General features: G+C 72.9%; 16 protein-coding genes. 4 read left to right on the forward strand and 12 right to left on the reverse strand.

Going from position 1 to position 14462, the window contains the following annotated elements:
- The first annotated feature begins 358 nt into the window (after nt 1–358).
- From V1457_RS00145 to V1457_RS00155, 3 genes are read left to right on the forward strand one after another with little or no spacing between them, the layout of a single operon-like run.
- The gene (locus tag V1457_RS00145; protein ID WP_338598839.1) at nt 359–1312 is read left to right on the forward strand and encodes an ABC transporter substrate-binding protein; all 954 of its coding nucleotides are present in this window, start codon (nt 359–361) and stop codon (nt 1310–1312) included.
- A 5-nt stretch (nt 1313–1317) separates the two neighbouring features.
- Nucleotides 1318–2334: a FecCD family ABC transporter permease gene (locus V1457_RS00150; RefSeq protein WP_374220935.1), complete on the forward strand. Its 1017-nt coding sequence runs from the start codon at nt 1318–1320 to the stop codon at nt 2332–2334.
- Nucleotides 2331–3101, forward strand: a complete 771-nt coding sequence (locus V1457_RS00155) for an ABC transporter ATP-binding protein (RefSeq protein WP_200069973.1) — start codon at nt 2331–2333, stop codon at nt 3099–3101. Before V1457_RS00150 ends, V1457_RS00155 begins: the two co-directional genes overlap by 4 nt.
- Nucleotides 3102–3178: 77 nt before the next feature.
- On the opposite strand, the gene lgt is transcribed toward V1457_RS00155, so the two are convergent.
- The 6 genes from lgt to V1457_RS00185 all read right to left on the reverse strand — a co-directional run bounded on the left by lgt (nt 3179) and on the right by V1457_RS00185 (nt 9919).
- Nucleotides 3179–4381 (reverse strand): prolipoprotein diacylglyceryl transferase, encoded by a 1203-nt coding sequence (gene lgt, locus V1457_RS00160; RefSeq protein ID WP_338598842.1) that lies wholly within the window; start codon nt 4379–4381, stop codon nt 3179–3181.
- A gap of 88 nt (nt 4382–4469) precedes the next feature.
- A complete protein-coding gene (gene trpA / locus V1457_RS00165) occupies nt 4470–5267 on the reverse strand; it encodes a tryptophan synthase subunit alpha (protein ID WP_200069975.1) in 798 nt (265 codons plus the stop codon).
- Entirely contained in the window at nt 5264–6595 is a 1332-nt protein-coding gene (trpB, locus tag V1457_RS00170; RefSeq protein WP_233627332.1) for a tryptophan synthase subunit beta, read from the reverse strand. The genes trpA and trpB overlap by 4 nt, the downstream gene beginning before the upstream one ends.
- A 71-nt stretch (nt 6596–6666) precedes the next feature.
- Nucleotides 6667–7476 (reverse strand): indole-3-glycerol phosphate synthase TrpC, encoded by an 810-nt coding sequence (gene trpC, locus V1457_RS00175; protein WP_200069976.1) that lies wholly within the window; start codon nt 7474–7476, stop codon nt 6667–6669.
- A gap of 279 nt (nt 7477–7755) precedes the next feature.
- On the reverse strand, nt 7756–8355 hold the full coding sequence (locus V1457_RS00180) for a Trp biosynthesis-associated membrane protein (RefSeq protein WP_200069977.1): 600 nt from the start codon (nt 8353–8355) through the stop codon (nt 7756–7758).
- Nucleotides 8333–9919 (reverse strand): anthranilate synthase component I, encoded by a 1587-nt coding sequence (locus V1457_RS00185; RefSeq protein WP_338598851.1) that lies wholly within the window; start codon nt 9917–9919, stop codon nt 8333–8335. The genes V1457_RS00180 and V1457_RS00185 overlap by 23 nt, the downstream gene beginning before the upstream one ends.
- Nucleotides 9920–10004: 85 nt before the next feature.
- On the opposite strand from V1457_RS00185, the gene V1457_RS00190 reads away from it, so the two are divergent.
- A complete protein-coding gene (locus V1457_RS00190; RefSeq protein ID WP_338598854.1) occupies nt 10005–10700 on the forward strand; it encodes a TetR family transcriptional regulator in 696 nt (231 codons plus the stop codon).
- On the opposite strand, the gene hisI is transcribed toward V1457_RS00190, so the two are convergent.
- The 6 genes from hisI to V1457_RS00220 all read right to left on the reverse strand — a co-directional run bounded on the left by hisI (nt 10655) and on the right by V1457_RS00220 (nt 14460).
- The gene (hisI, locus tag V1457_RS00195; RefSeq protein WP_200069980.1) at nt 10655–11005 is read right to left on the reverse strand and encodes a phosphoribosyl-AMP cyclohydrolase; all 351 of its coding nucleotides are present in this window, start codon (nt 11003–11005) and stop codon (nt 10655–10657) included. The genes V1457_RS00190 and hisI overlap by 46 nt on opposite strands.
- Nucleotides 11002–11775 carry an imidazole glycerol phosphate synthase subunit HisF gene (hisF, locus tag V1457_RS00200; protein WP_338598858.1) on the reverse strand — a complete coding sequence of 258 codons (774 nt, stop codon included), beginning with the start codon at nt 11773–11775 and terminating at the stop codon, nt 11002–11004. Before hisF ends, hisI begins: the two co-directional genes overlap by 4 nt.
- A 20-nt stretch (nt 11776–11795) precedes the next feature.
- Complete coding sequence (gene priA, locus V1457_RS00205; protein ID WP_338598861.1) at nt 11796–12527, reverse strand: bifunctional 1-(5-phosphoribosyl)-5-((5-phosphoribosylamino)methylideneamino)imidazole-4-carboxamide isomerase/phosphoribosylanthranilate isomerase PriA; 732 nt, start codon at nt 12525–12527, stop codon at nt 11796–11798.
- A gap of 63 nt (nt 12528–12590) precedes the next feature.
- Nucleotides 12591–12791, reverse strand: coding sequence for a hypothetical protein (locus V1457_RS00210; protein WP_295139312.1), 201 nt, complete (start codon nt 12789–12791; stop codon nt 12591–12593).
- A complete protein-coding gene (hisH, locus tag V1457_RS00215; protein ID WP_295139309.1) occupies nt 12788–13435 on the reverse strand; it encodes an imidazole glycerol phosphate synthase subunit HisH in 648 nt (215 codons plus the stop codon). Before hisH ends, V1457_RS00210 begins: the two co-directional genes overlap by 4 nt.
- Before the next feature lie 110 nt (nt 13436–13545).
- Entirely contained in the window at nt 13546–14460 is a 915-nt protein-coding gene (locus V1457_RS00220; protein WP_338598868.1) for a transketolase, read from the reverse strand.
- Between the last annotated feature and the right edge of the window lie 2 nt (nt 14461–14462).

Genomic DNA, 14462 nt, shown 5'->3' on the forward strand with positions numbered 1-14462 from the left:
CGCTATCGGTGCGCCGGTCGCAACACCGGCACCGGTCGCTGTGCGGACGCGCCCATCACCCGCGGAAACTTCACCTGGGCAACGAAACCGCTGGGCAGGAACGCTCTGACGGCCTTTCGCCGGACCGTGACGGCCACGATACCGACAAGCCGCACCGCTAGTCAGCTCGCGGCGAAGTGAAAATTCCGACGTCGCGGCGCGTTCCCCAGCGGCTTCGCAGCGGCGATGATCGGTGCGGCACGACCGGTCGGGCCTGGCAGCGCGCGGGGAGCTGGTATCTTTCCTGCTCGCCGACGCTCGCGGCTGCGAAACCGGCGCGTGCCGTCGAGAACGTCCGCAGAGAGCAAGGAACAACGTGATGTCCGGGTTCCGCCGCCCCCCGTCGTTGCTGCTGACCGTGCTCGTGCTGCTGCTCGGTGCCACGGCGTGCGCCACCCGCACGCCCTCGCCCGCGCCCGCCGCGCCCGTCGAGGACCCCGCCGCGGCGTTTCCCGCGCAGATCCGGATGGCCGGGCAGGAACCGGTGACGCTGCCGCAGCAGCCCAAGCACATCGTGTCGCTGAGCCCCACCGCGACCGAGTCGCTCTACGCGGTCGGCGCGGGCGAGCAGGTCGCCGCCGTCGACCAGTTCTCGGACTTACCGGCGCGCACACCGCGCACCGACCTCAACGGCCTGACCAGCGACGCAGCCGCGGTCGCCACCCGCAACCCGGACCTGGTGATCGCTCCGGAAGGCGCGGACAAGCTCGTCGAGGGACTGCGTGCGCTGGAGGTTCCGGTGCTGGTCACGCCGACTCCCGCCGGGCTGGACGAGGCGTACGGCCAGATCGAGACGCTGGGGCAGGCCACCGGGCACGGCAGGCAGGCCCGCGAGGTCACCGACCGGATGCGCGCGGACATCGCCGAGATCGTCGCGAAGACGCCGAAACCGCCGACGCCGCTGAGCTACTACCACGAGGTCAGCCCGGACTTCTACAGCGCGACCTCGCAGAGCTTCGTCGGCGGCCTCTACGGGCTGTTCGGCCTGCGCAACATCGCCGACGAGGGCGTACCGGCCGGTGCGAAGTTCCCGCAGCTCGCGCAGGAGCGCATCCTGCAGGCCGACCCGGACCTGATCTTCCTGGCGGACACCAAGTGCTGCGGAACCACACCGGAATCCGCGGGTGAGCGGCCCGGCTGGGACACGCTCACCGCCGTGCGCGAGCAGCAGGTCGTCGCGCTGGACGACAACGTCGCAGGCCGGTGGGGGCCGCGAGTGGTCGACCTGGTGCGCCGGATCAGCGAGTCCGTGACCCGCGCGCAGCAGCCCTGAGCGAGTTGCGCCGCACTCGGCTGCGCCCGCTCCCGCTGCTGGCGGGAGTGGCGGCGCTGCTGCTGGCGCTGCTGGCGTCGGTGCTGCTCGGCGCCGCCGACCTCGGCTGGCAGCGGGTGCTGGCGGAGATCGGCGCGCAACTGTCCGGCGGGCATTCCCCGCTGTCCGAACGGGAAGCCGCGATCCTCTGGCAGCTGCGGGTGCCGCGGGCGGTGCTGGGTGCGCTGGTGGGGGCGGCGCTGGCGGTCTCCGGTGCGGCGTTCCAGGGCGTGTTCCGCAATCCGCTCGCCGATCCTTACCTGCTCGGGGCGGCAGGCGGCGCCGGGCTCGCGGTGACGATCGTGATCACCCTGCTGCCGCAGGCCGGTTCGGTGCCCGGCGTGGCGCAGGCGGCCGCGTTCGCCGGAGCGCTGGGCGGAGTCGCGGTGACCTGGCTGGTGGGGCGCTCGGCGGGGAACGACGCGGCGACGCTGGTGCTCGCCGGGGTCGCGGTCGGCGCGTTCCTCACCGCCGGGCAGACGTTCGTGCAGCAGCTGCGGCTGGAGAGCCTGCAACAGGTCTACCTGTGGATCTTGGGCAGGTTGAGCACGACCGGCTGGCGGGACGTGCTGCTGGTGCTGCCGTTGCTGATCGTCTCGGGCGCCGTGCTGTGCGCGTGCGCGCGGCTGCTGGACGTGCTGGGAGTCGGCGACGAGGAAGCGGCCTCGCTGGGCGTGCACCCGGGCCGGGCGCGGGCGCTGGTGCTGCTGGCCGCGTCGCTGGCCACGGCCGCGGCCGTTTCGGTGGCCGGGCTGATCGGCTTCGTGGGGCTCGTGGTGCCGCACCTGGTGCGGCTGGCCGCCGGTGGCGGCAACCGCGTCGTGGTGCCGTTGTCGTTGCTGTTCGGCGGAGCTTTCCTGGTGCTGGCGGACATGCTCGCGCGCACCGTGCTCGCCCCGGCGGAACTGCCGATCGGGGTGGTCACGGCGTTCACCGGGGCACCGTTCTTCGCCGTGCTGCTGCACCGGGGCAGGCGGATATGAGCCTGCAGGTGCGCGAGCTCAGCGCCGGGTACCGGCGGCGCAACGTGCTCTCGGACGTTTCCGCGCAGGTGCGGCAGGGCGGCTGGCTCGGAGTGATCGGGCCGAACGGCTCCGGCAAGTCCACGCTGCTCAAGGCCGCGGCCGGCCTGCTCCCGCACACCGGCGACGTGCTGACCGGCGAGCGATCGCTGCGCGGCCGCGGGCGGCGCGAGCGCGCGCGGCTGCTGGCTTACGCGCCGCAGACACCGCAGCTGCCGCTGGGGCTGACCGTGACGGACTACGTGCTGCTCGGGCGCACCCCGCACCTCGGCCCGCTGGGCCGGGAAGGCCGCGCGGACCTGGAACTCGTCGACGAGGTGCTGGCGCGGCTGGACCTGGCTCCGCTCGCGGCGCGGCAGCTGACCACGCTGTCCGGCGGGGAGCGCCAGCGGGCCGTGCTCGGGCGGGCGCTGGCGCAGCGCGCGGGCGTGCTGCTGCTGGACGAGCCCACCACCGGGCTGGACGTCGGGCACGCTCAAGCGCTGCTGGACCTGGTGGACGAGCTGCGCCGCGAACTGGGCACGACGGTCGTCAGCACGCTGCACGACCTGACCATCGCCGGGCAGTACGCCGAACACCTGGTGCTGCTCGCGGACGGGCGCGTCGCGGCGCGCGGCACGCCCGGTGCGGTGCTGACGCCGGAGGTGCTCACCGAGCACTACGACGCGCGGATCCGGGTGCTGGAAGCGCCCGACGGTTCACCCGTGATCGCGCCCGCGCGGGGATGAGGAAGCCCCTGTTGCGGGCACGGTCACTGCCGCCGACAAGGCGAGGATCAGGAAGCCGAAACGACCCGCACGCCGAGTCAGTCCCGCTTCTCCCCCGCGCCGTCGGCTTGCTCGGCCGCGGATTCCTCGCCCACCACGGACTTCACGGAGAACGTCTCCGAGTGGGGCCGGCCGTCGGCGAGTTCCGCATCGCTGGCTTCCGCATCGCGGCCCGAGCCGCTGGTTTCCGAGTCGCTGGTTTCCGAATCACCGGACTTCGAGCCGGATTTCGAGTCACCGGACTCCGAGCGGCCGGACTCGTCCGCGGGAGCTTCCGCCGCCTCGTCCGCCGCGGGCTGCTTCGCCCCGCCGGACGAGCCGTCGTCGTAGTCGTCGTCACCGGGCAGCGGTTTCCCGCGCAACGTCTCCGGATCCTCCCGCTTGCCGCGCACCAGCACCAGGTACAGCACGGCCAGCAGGAACACGACCACCGAGGTGAACACGTTGATCCGGATTCCGAGCAGGTGCGTGGCCTGGTCGGTGCGCATCATCTCGATCCACACCCGACCGGCGGTGTAGCCCGCGACGTAGAGCGCGAACACCCGGCCGTGCCCCATCCGGAACTTGCGGTCCGCCCACACCAGCAGAACCGCGATGAGCAGGTTCCACAGCAGCTCGTACAGGAACGTCGGGTGCACCACGGCCACCGGCGCGGCCTGGTCGATGGCGTGCCCCGCGATCGGGTCCGCGAGCCCGCTCTCCGGGTCGATGCGGCGGTAGATCTCCAAGCCCCACGGCAGGTCGGTCGGGCTGCCGTAGAGCTCCTGGTTGAACCAGTTGCCCAACCGGCCGACGGCCTGCGCGGTGATCAGCCCGGGTGCGACGGCGTCGGCGAACGCGGCCAGCGGGATCCCGCGGCGGCGGCACCCGATCCACGCGCCGACCGCGCCGAGCGCGACCGCGCCCCAGATGCCGAGGCCGCCGTTCCAGATGTAGAGCGCCTCGACCGGATTGCGGCCCGGGCCGAAGTACTTGTACCAGTCCGTGGCCACGTGGTAGAGCCGTCCGCCGATCACGCCGAACGGCACCGCCCAGACCGCGATGTCGACGACCGTGCCCGCGCGGCCGCCGCGCGCCCGCCAGCGGCGCTCCGCCCAGATGATCGCCACCACGATCCCGGCGACCAGACACAGCGCGTACGCGCGCAGCGGGACCGGACCGATGTACCAGACGCCTTGCGCCGGGCTGGGAATGTTCGCCAGGAACGGGGTCGCCGAGGCGGCGAGGCTTGGGACGCTCACGACGCACACCGTATCGGTCCGCCCGCGACCCCGGAGTCGCGGTCCGCGCACGTCACGAAACGGTCACGCGCGCGCGTGCTGATCGGCTTCAGCGGGAGCGCACGCCCTCGCCCAGCTCGGCGGCGAGTTCGCGCACGCCGTCGGCCCCGTCCCGCTCGGCGCGGCCGATGAACGCCGAGCCGACGATCACCGCATCGGCGAACCCGGCGACTTCGGCGGCCTGCTCGCCGGAGCGGACCCCGAGCCCCACGCCGATCGGCAGGTCGGTGTGCACCCGGGTGCGCCGCACCAGCTCCTCGGCCTTGTCGCCGACGGTCTCCCGCGCGCCCGTCACGCCCATCACGGAGGTGGCGTAGATGAACCCGGAGCTCGCCTTGGCCGTCATCGCCAGCCGCTGCTCCGTGGACGACGGCGCGACCAGGAAGATCCGGTCCAGCCCGTGCGCGTCGGTCGCGGCGATCCAGTCCTCGGCCTCGTCCGGCACCAGGTCCGGGGTGATCACGCCGAGCCCGCCTGCGGCCTTCAGGTCCCGCGCGAACCTGTCCGGTCCGTACTGGTGCACCGGGTTCCAGTAGGTCATCACCACCGGGTGCCCACCGGAGCCGGCGACCGCGGAGACCACGCCGAACAGGTCCCGCACCCGGAAGCCGTTGCGCAGCGCGGTGTCGCTGGCGGCCTGGATGGTCGGACCGTCGATGACCGGGTCCGAGAACGGGATGCCGATCTCGACGATGTCGCAGCCCGGCCGGTCCGCGGTGCCCGACAGCATCGCCGCCAGCAGCTCCTTCGAGCCGTCCACCGTCGGGTAGCCCGCGGGCAGGTAGCCGATCAGCGCGGCCCGGTTCTCGTCGCGGCACGCCGCGAACACTTCGTGCAGGCCGCTCACCGCGCCGTCCCCTCTGCGTCGTCCCCGGTGGGCTCGTCCCCGGCGGACTCGTCCGCGACGGGCTCACCGGTCTGCTCGTCGACCAGCCCGAAGTACTTCGCGGCGGTGTCCATGTCCTTGTCGCCGCGGCCGGACAGGCTCACCAGCAGCGTCGCGCCCGGCCCGAGTTCCTTGCCCAGCTGCAGCGCCCCGGCCAGCGCGTGCGCCGACTCCACCGCGGGAATGATCCCCTCGGTGCGGGACAGCAGCTGGAACGCCTGCATCGCCTCGTCGTCGGTGATGCCGCGGTACTCGGCGCGACCGGAGTCCTTCAGGTACGAGTGCTCCGGGCCGACACCCGGGTAGTCCAGCCCCGCCGAGATCGAGTACGCCTCGATGACCTGCCCGTCGTCGTCCTGCAGCAGGTAGGACCGGGCACCGTGCAGCGTGCCGGGAGTGCCCTTGCTCAGCGTGGCGCCGTGCTCTCCGCTGTCCAGGCCGTGCCCGGCGGGTTCGCAGCCGACCAGGCGCACGCCCGGGTCGTCGATGAAGCCGTGGAAGATCCCGATGGCGTTCGAGCCGCCGCCCACGCAGGCCAGCACCGCGTCCGGCAGCCCGCCGAACTGGTGCACCGACTGCTCGCGGGCCTCCTCGCCGATGACCTGGTGGAAGTTGCGCACCATCAGCGGGAACGGGTGCGCACCGGCGGCCGTGCCCAGCAGGTAGTGCGTGTCGGCGACGTTGGCGACCCAGTCCCGCAGCGCCTCGTTGATCGCGTCCTTGAGCGTGGCCGAACCGTTCGCGACCGGGATCACCTCGGCGCCCAGCAGCCGCATCCGGGCCACGTTCAGCGCCTGCCGCTTGGTGTCCACCTCGCCCATGTAGACCACGCAGTCCAGGTCCAGCAGCGCGCAGGCCGTCGCGGTGGCCACGCCGTGCTGACCGGCGCCGGTCTCGGCGATGACGCGGCGCTTGCCCATCCGCTTGACCAGCAGCGCCTGCCCCAGCACGTTGTTGATCTTGTGGGAGCCGGTGTGGTTGAGGTCCTCGCGCTTGAGCAGCACCCGCGCCCCGCCCGCGTGCTCGCCGAACCGCTTGGCCTCGGTCAGCAGCGACGGGCGGCCCGCGTAGTCCCGCAGCAGCCGGGCGAGCTCGTCGACGAAATCCGGGTCGAGCTGGGCCTTCTCGTACTCCGCGGCCAGCTCGTCCTGCGCGGCGATCAACGCCTCCGGCATGAACCGGCCGCCGTACGGGCCGAAGTGGCCCCGCTCGTCCGGATCGTGCCCCTCGGGCACCTGCCGGCCCGGCCGGTGCGCCCGGACGTTCCGCGCGTCGTGCACGGTGTCCATGGGGTTCCCCTCTCTCGTCGTGCCGGGGCTCGTAGTGCGGGGGCGCCGATCCGCCGCTGCGGCGCCGCGGTTCAGCGGCTGGAGCGCGGGCAGGCCGGGTGCGAGCCCGCGGTGACCAGCTGGGTCACCGCCGTGCGCGGGTTGTCGCTGGTCACCAGGCCCTCACCGACCAGCACGGCGTCCGCGCCGGAACCCGCGTAGGCCATCAGGTCGCTCGGACCGCGCACGCCCGACTCGGCCACCTTCAGCACGTCGACCGGCAGGCCCGGCGCGATCCGGCCGAACACCTCCCGGTCCACTTCCAGGGTGTGCAGGTTGCGCGCGTTGATGCCGATGACCTTCGCCCCGGCCTCCAGCGCGCGGTCCGCCTCCTCCGCGGTGTGCACCTCGACCAGCGCGGTCATGCCCAGCGACTCGGCCCGGTCCAGCAGCGCCTCCAGCGCGTTCTGCTCCAGCGCCGCCGCGATCAGCAGCACCATGTCCGCGCCGTGCGCGCGAGCCTCGTGCACCTGGTACGGGCTGACGATGAAGTCCTTGCGCAGCAACGGCGCCGAGACCTTCGCGCGCACCGAGTCGAAGTCGGCCAGCGAACCGCCGAAGCGGCGCTGCTCGGTCAGCACGCTGATCACGCGTGCGCCCGCGGCCGCGTAGTCCGCGGCCAGGTCCTCCGGCTCACCGATCTCGGCCAGCTCGCCCTTGGACGGGCTGCGGCGCTTCACCTCGGCGATCACCCCGACGCCCGGCGCCTGCAAAGCGGCGAGCACGTCGTGCGGTGGAGCCGCGGCCGCGGACCGCTGCTTGATCTCGTCGAACGAAATGGCGGACTCGCGGACGGCCATGTCCTCGCGAACGCCCTCGATGATGGTTTCCAGGACGCTCACTCGAACACCTCGCAGCGCGTGCCCCGAACACTCGCCCGCAAGTCCTGAACATCGTCTATCGCGCAGATGAATTCATTGCGCTCGATCACGACACTCCCCTTCCCGCCGTGCCGGTCGCATGGCCGATGCTAACCCCGCGCGCTGCGGCGCCCGGCCGAGGGGTCGGCACAACGTCCCTGCACAGCAAGGACCTTCGTCCCTTGCCAGCACCGATCGCGGGAGGGCGCCCGGCACCCGGACGCGCCCGGAACCGGTGCCGGGACCACGGCGGGTGACGGCTCACCGCTCGTCGGTAGGGTCCGCTCCCTCGTCCAGGGCCTCCCAGAGCCTTTTGTCCGGATCACGCGATTCGCGGCGCGCACCGGGCGCGGAGTACCTCGAGCCCATCGCGGGCATCCGCTTCGCGCGCGCCGCCACCAGCAGCCCGGCGTTGAGCAACGTCAACGCGGCCAGGCCCATCAGCAGCGGGCCGAACGGGATCGGGTCCGGGACGCCGATCGGCGCGCTGTTCGGCGGCAGGTTCGGCGGCGTGAAGCCGAAGTCGCCGTCGAGGTGCCACGACACCGCGCGCCACACCAGCAGACCGCCGCCGAGCACGGTGATCCCGCCGATGATGCGCCGCATCCAGCCACCGGTGGCCAGCACCGCGGCGATCCCAGCCAGCGACGCCAACGCCAGCGGCACCAGCTCCGGGCGCACCATCGAACCGGTGGCGCCGGACTGGACATCGCCGGAGTACGGGGTGCGGAACGTGGCGCTGACCCAGCTCAGCGCGCTGGAACCCCACAGCAGGCCGGCGCTGAGCAGCATCAGCAGCACGACCACCAAGAGCAGCCGCGGCGAAGTCGTGCGCTGCTCAGACGCTTGCTCGGTCGTCAACCCGCTCCCCCGCGCTCACGCCGGTGTCCGGCTGATCCGGGCGGCGCAGCGTCTGCGCGGTGGCGACCGCGCCCAGCACCGCCTTGGCCTTGTTCAGCGACTCCTGGTCCTCGGCGACCGGGTCCGAATCGGCGACGATGCCGCCACCCGCCTGCACGTACGCCCGGCCCTCCCGCACCAGCGCGGTGCGGATGGCGATGGCGGTGTCGGCGTCCCCGGCGAAGTCCAGGTAGCCGACCACGCCGCCGTACTGGGCGCGCCGCGTCGGCTCCAGCTGCTCGATCAGTTCCAGCGCGCGCGGCTTCGGCGCCCCGGACAACGTCCCGGCCGGGAAGCAGGACGTGACCGCGTCGAACGCGGAGCGGCCCTCGTCCAGCGCGCCGGTGACCGTGGAGACCAGGTGCATCACATGGCTGTAGCGCTCGACCCGGAAGAACTCCACGACGCGCACCGAACCCGGGCGGCACACCCGCCCCAGGTCGTTGCGGCCGAGGTCCACCAGCATCAGGTGCTCGGCCCGTTCCTTCTCGTCGGTGCTGAGGTCCTTCTCCAGCCGCGCGTCCTCGTCCTCGTCCGCGCCGCGCCAGCGGGTCCCGGCGATCGGGTGCGTGGTCGCCTGCCCGTCGCGCACCGTCACCAGCGACTCCGGGCTGGAGCCGACGATGTCGAACGGCGCGCCGCCGTCCGGGTCGGCCAGCCGCAGCAGGTACATGTACGGGCTCGGGTTGGTGGTGCGCAGCACCCGGTAGATGTCCAGCGAGTCGGCCGTGGTCGGCATCTCGAACCGCTGCGAGACCACCACCTGGAACGCCTCGCCCGCGCGGATCGCCTCCTTCGCGGATTCCACCGCCGCGTAGTGCTCCTGCGGGGTGCGGCGGCGCTCGAAATCCGGCTGCGGGCGGGAGAACGTCGCCACGGTCGGCTCGGACGGCGTGCACAGCCGCGCGGCCATCGCGTCGAGCCTGCGGACCGCGTCGTCGTAGGCGGCGTCCACCCGTTCCGGGCTGTCGTCCCAGTTCACCGCGTTGGCGATCAGCGTGATGGTGCCCTCGTGGTGGTCCAGCGCGGCCAGGTCGGTGGCCAGCAGCATCACCAGTTCGGGGATCCGCAGGTCGTCCTCGGTCTCGTCCGGCAACTTCTCCAGGCGCCGCACCGCGTCGTAACCGAGGAAACCGACCATGCCGCCGGTCAGCGGCGGCAGCCCCGGCAGCGGTTCGGTGCGCAGCAGTTCCACCGTCTCGCGCAGCGCCTGCAGCGGGTCGCCGCCCGCGGGCAGGCCGACCGGCGGGGTGCCGGTCCAGCACGCCTCGCCGTCGCGCACGGTCAGCGCGGCGGGGCTGCGGACACCGATGAACGACCAGCGCGACCAGGAGTGCCCGTTCTCCGCGGACTCGAACAGGAACGTGCCCGTTTCCTCGCCCGCGAGCTTGCGGTACACCCCCAGCGGGGTCTCGTCGTCCGCGAGCAGCTTGCGCACCACGGGGATCACTCGCCGCCCGGCGGCGAGCTCGCGGAACTCCGCGCGGCCCGGGGTGGTGCTGCCGATGTCGCCGTCACCAACCATGCCCGTCATTGTGCCGACCCGGCCGGGACCGCGTCGCAGCGCCCGCTCTTTGCGGCCGGGACCGCGCGGCGGGAAGGATGGCGCGGTGAGCAGTGGCATTTCCGCGGACGACGGGCGCGCGGGACAAGACGGGCGCGCGAAGCGGCGCGGGCGCAGGCGCGGCGGCGAAGACACCCGCGCGGCGCTGATCGACGCAGCGCGCGAGATCTTCGCCGAACATGGCTACAACGACTCGACCGTGCGGGCCATCGCCACCCGCGCCGGCGTGGACCCGGCGATGGTCAACCACTGGTTCGGCGGCAAGGAAGCCCTGTTCACCGCCGCTGTGCAGATCCCCGTCGACCCGGCCGTGCTGCTGCCGGAACTGCTCGCGGGCGGCCCGGAGAAGCTGGCCGAGCGGATCCTGCACCGGTTCCTGACCGTGTGGGACGAAGCGGGCGGCGGCGCGTTCGCGGCGCTGGCGCGCAGCGTGGCCACGCACGGCTCGGCGGTGCGGATGCTGCGTGAGTTCGTGGCGACCGTGGTGTTCGGCAAGCTCGCGCGGGAGCTGCGGATGGACCGCCCGGACCTGCGGGCGGCACTGGGCGCCACGCAGATCGTCGGGCTGGGGATGATGCGCTACGTGGTGGAGCTCGAGCCGCTGGCCTCGGCCGATCACGACACGGTCGTCGCCGCGATCGCGCCCAACCTGCAGCGCTACCTCACGGGCGAATTGGCGACCGGAGACGTGCCAGCTCAGGAAGACGGGCCGAGCAGCACGTCCGAGTCGAAGCAGGTGTGATCACCGGTGTGGCAGGCGGCGCCTTCCTGGTCGACGACCACGAGCACGGTGTCGCCGTCGCAGTCCAGCCGCACCTCGCGCACGTGCTGCAGGTGCCCGGACGTTTCGCCCTTGACCCAGTACTTCCCACGGCTGCGCGAGTAGTACGTGCCGCGCCGGGTGGTCAGCGTGCGGTGCAGCGCTTCGTCGTCCATCCACGCCATCATCAGCACCTCGCCGGTGCCGCGCTGCTGCACGATCGCCGCCACCAGCCCGTCCGGGTTCCGCTTGAGTCGCTCGGCGATCGCCGGGTCCAGCTCGCTCATCGGACCGTGATCCCTTCCGCGCGCATGGCGGCCTTCACGTCGCCGATCCGCAGCTGTCCGAAGTGGAACACGCTGGCGGCCAGCACCGCGTCCGCCCCGGCGTGCACGGCGGGCGCGAAGTGCTCGACCGCGCCCGCGCCGCCGCTGGCGATCAGCGGAACGTCCACTTCGGCCCGCACCGCGCGGATCATCTCCAGGTCGAACCCGGCCTTCGTGCCGTCCGCGTCCATCGAGTTCAGCAGGATCTCGCCGACGCCGAGTTCCTGGGCGCGACCGGCCCACTCGACCGCGCAGATCCCGGTGCCGCGCCGCCCGCCGTGCGTGGTGACCTCGAAACCGGACGCGGTGGGCTCGCCGCCTTCCGGCACCCGCCGGGCGTCCGCGGACAGCACCACGCACTGCGCGCCGAACCGCCGGGACGACTCGCGCAGCAGCTCCGGCCGGGCGATCGCGGCGGTGTTCAGGCTCACCTTGTCCGCGCCCGCGCGCAGCAGCCGGTCGATGTCCTCGGGGCTGCGCACGCCGCCGCCGACGGTCAGCGGGATGAACACCTGCTCCGCGGTGCGGCGCACCACGTCGTAAGTCGTCTCGCGGTCCGCCGACGACGCGGTCACGTCCAGGAAAGTGAGTTCGTCGGCGCTCTCGCCGTCGTAGGTCTCGGCGAGTTCGACGGGATCGCCCGCATCGACGAGGTTGGTGAAGTTGACGCCTTTGACGACCCGCCCCGCGTCCACGTCCAGGCAGGGGATCACACGTACCGCGACGGCCATGCCACCAGGGTAAGCGGTGCTCAGGCGACCGCGGCGAGCGCCTGCTGCAAGGTGAAGTTCCCGGCGTAGAGCGCCTTGCCCACGATGGAGCCTTCGACTCCCAGCGGCGCCAGTTCCGCCAGCGCCCGCAGATCATCCACACTGGACACTCCGCCGGAGGCGATCACCGGCGCCTCGGTGCGCGCGCAGACTTCCCGCAGCAGCGCGGTGTTCGGGCCGCGCAGCGTGCCGTCCTTGCTCACGTCGGTGACCACGTAGCGGCGGCAACCGGCCGCGTCCAGCCGCGTCAGCACCTCCCACAGGTCGCCGCCGTCGCGGGTCCAGCCGCGCGCGGCGAGCCGGTGGCCCTGCTCGGTGATCCGCACGTCCAGCCCGACCGCGACCTGCTCGCCGTGCTCGGCGACCACGCGGTCGGCCCAGTCCGGGTCCTCCAGCGCCGCGGTGCCGAGGTTGACCCGGTCGCAGCCGGTGGCCAGCGCGGCCTTGAGCGAGTCGTCGTCGCGGATGCCGCCGGAGAGCTCGACCCGCACGTCCAGCCTGCGCACCACGTCGGCCAGCAGCTCCCGGTTGGAGCCGCGGCCGAACGCGGCGTCCAGGTCGACCAGGTGGATCCACTCCGCACCGGCGCGCTGCCAGGCCAGCGCGGCCTCCAGCGGGTCCCCGTAGGAGGTTTCGGTTCCGGCGGCGCCCTGCACCAGGCGCACGGCCTGGCCATCGGCCACGTCAACGGCGGGAAGCAGCGTGAAAGTCACGTGCTCATTGTCGTCGGGCTCGCGAACGGATCGCCCGCCGGGTCACCGGGCTCGGGACGTCGCTCACAGCTTGCGGCGGGACGAGCGCGCGGCCGCGATGATCGGCACCGCCAGCGCGAGCACCGTCAGCACCAGGATCAGCCAGCCCGGCACGCCCGCCTGCACCAGGTAGGTGGAGCTGAACCCGGCGACCACGCCGATCGCCAGCAGCAGCGCGACCACGCGCGCCGCCCCGCGCGGATGCATCAGCCCGTGCCGCCTCACAGCGACACCAGCCAGTTCCGCAGCAGCTGCGCTCCGGCCTCGCCGGATTTCTCCGGGTGGAACTGGGTGGCCATCAACGCTCCGTCCTCCACCGCCGCGATGAACGGGCCGCCGTGCTCGGCCCAGGTCACGCGGGCCGGCGCGATGCTGCCGGACTGCCGCGCCGCCGAGCTTTGGGACATCTCCCAACGCTGCGCCGCGAACGAGTGCACGAAGTAGAACCGGGTGCCCGGCTCCATGCCCGCGAACAGCACCGAGCCTTCGGCCGGGGCGACCTCGTTCCAGCCCATGTGCGGCAGCACGTCCGCGTGCAGCGGCTCCACCGCACCGGGCCACTGCCCGCAGCCGTCGGCTTGCACACCGTGCTCGACCCCGCGGTCGAACAGGATCTGCATCCCGACGCAGATGCCCAGGACCGGGCGGTCGCCCGCCAGCCGATGATCGATGATCTTGTCGCCGCCCGCCGCGCGCAGGCCCTCCATGCAGGCCGCGAACGCGCCCACGCCGGGCACGACGAGACCGTCGGCCTCCGTCGCGGCTCGGTGGTCGGAGGTGACCTCGACGTCCGCGCCCGCGCGTGCCAAGGCGCGCTCGGCGGAACGGAGATTGCCGGACCCGTAGTCCAGTACGACGACGCGTGCCACGCCGCCAGGCTACCGGTCGGCTCATCGGACGCGGCCGGCTCATCGCATCCGCCGTCACCGCGGCCGCGGCTCCCGCGCCACCCCCAGCGCCGGCGCGGGAACCCGAGCGGTCACAGCGCGAGGAACTTCCGGATCGACTCGTTCAGGCCCGTGGGGCTCAGCCCGTGCGCGGCCTCGTGCTCCTCGGCCGTGCCGTAGGCGCGCAGCTCGGGCTCGCGCCGCACGCCCAGCGCGAGCAGCCGGTGCGGCACATCGGGCAGCGCGTCACCGACGGCGTGGCTGGACGTGCCGCTCAGGTACGGCTCGACCAGCACGACGTCCGGCGTCGAAGCCAGCGCCGCCGCCCGCAGGCCCGCGGAGTCGAACGGCCGGATGGTCGCCGCGTAAAGCACCGTGACGTCCATCAAGGCGGTGGCCGCGAGCACCGGCCGCAACATCGGTCCCACCGCGAGCACGACGCCTCCCCCGCCCTGGCGGACCACGCGGAACCCGGGGCCGGTGGGCAGCGCCTCGTCGTTCTCCCGTTCGGTCAGCCGCAGGTAGACGCGGTCGTCCCCGCGCAGCGCAGCGGGCAGCAGCTCGGCGACCTCCTGCGGATGCCCGGGAACGTGCACGGTCCAGTCCGGCAGGGTGTCGATCAGCGCCACATCGCCCGGGCCCATGTGCGTGCGGCCCGCGTCCGGGTAGTCGTAGGAAGCGCCCGTGCTCACCAGCAACGCCCCGCTGCCTTGGTGGTTGATGTCCAGCTTGAGCTGCTCGAACGGCCGCTCCAGCAGGAACGGCGTGATCGTGTGCAGCACGGGGCGCATCCCGGCCAGCGCCAGCCCACCGGCCACGCCGACCATCGCCTGCTCGCGGATGCCCACGTTGAGCACCCGGTCCGGATGGCGTTCGGCTGCTTCGGTGAAGCGGTCCATGGAGATGTCGGCCAGCACCACGGCCAGCCGGGGATCGTGCTCCAGGGCCGTGCTCACCACGTCGGTGAACACCTCGCGCATCGTCTTGGGCGGCATCGTGCGGGCCATCA

The organism is Saccharopolyspora sp. SCSIO 74807, from assembly GCF_037023755.1.
Classification (GTDB): domain Bacteria; phylum Actinomycetota; class Actinomycetes; order Mycobacteriales; family Pseudonocardiaceae; genus Saccharopolyspora_C; species Saccharopolyspora_C galaxeae.

Excerpts from the sequence above, each read along its gene's own strand:
- hisI (WP_200069980.1), bottom strand. The coding sequence starts at position 11,005 with ATGAGCGAGCTGGACCCGGCGATCGCCGAGCGACTCAAGCGGAACCCG.
- V1457_RS00155 (WP_200069973.1), top strand. The coding sequence starts at position 2,331 with ATGAGCCTGCAGGTGCGCGAGCTCAGCGCCGGGTACCGGCGGCGCAAC.
- V1457_RS00145 (WP_338598839.1), top strand. The coding sequence starts at position 359 with ATGTCCGGGTTCCGCCGCCCCCCGTCGTTGCTGCTGACCGTGCTCGTG.
- V1457_RS00185 (WP_338598851.1), bottom strand. The coding sequence starts at position 9,919 with ATGGTTGGTGACGGCGACATCGGCAGCACCACCCCGGGCCGCGCGGAG.
- hisF (WP_338598858.1), bottom strand. The coding sequence starts at position 11,775 with ATGGCCGTCGCGGTACGTGTGATCCCCTGCCTGGACGTGGACGCGGGG.
- V1457_RS00220 (WP_338598868.1), bottom strand. The coding sequence starts at position 14,460 with ATGGCCCGCACGATGCCGCCCAAGACGATGCGCGAGGTGTTCACCGAC.
- trpB (WP_233627332.1), bottom strand. The coding sequence starts at position 6,595 with ATGGACACCGTGCACGACGCGCGGAACGTCCGGGCGCACCGGCCGGGC.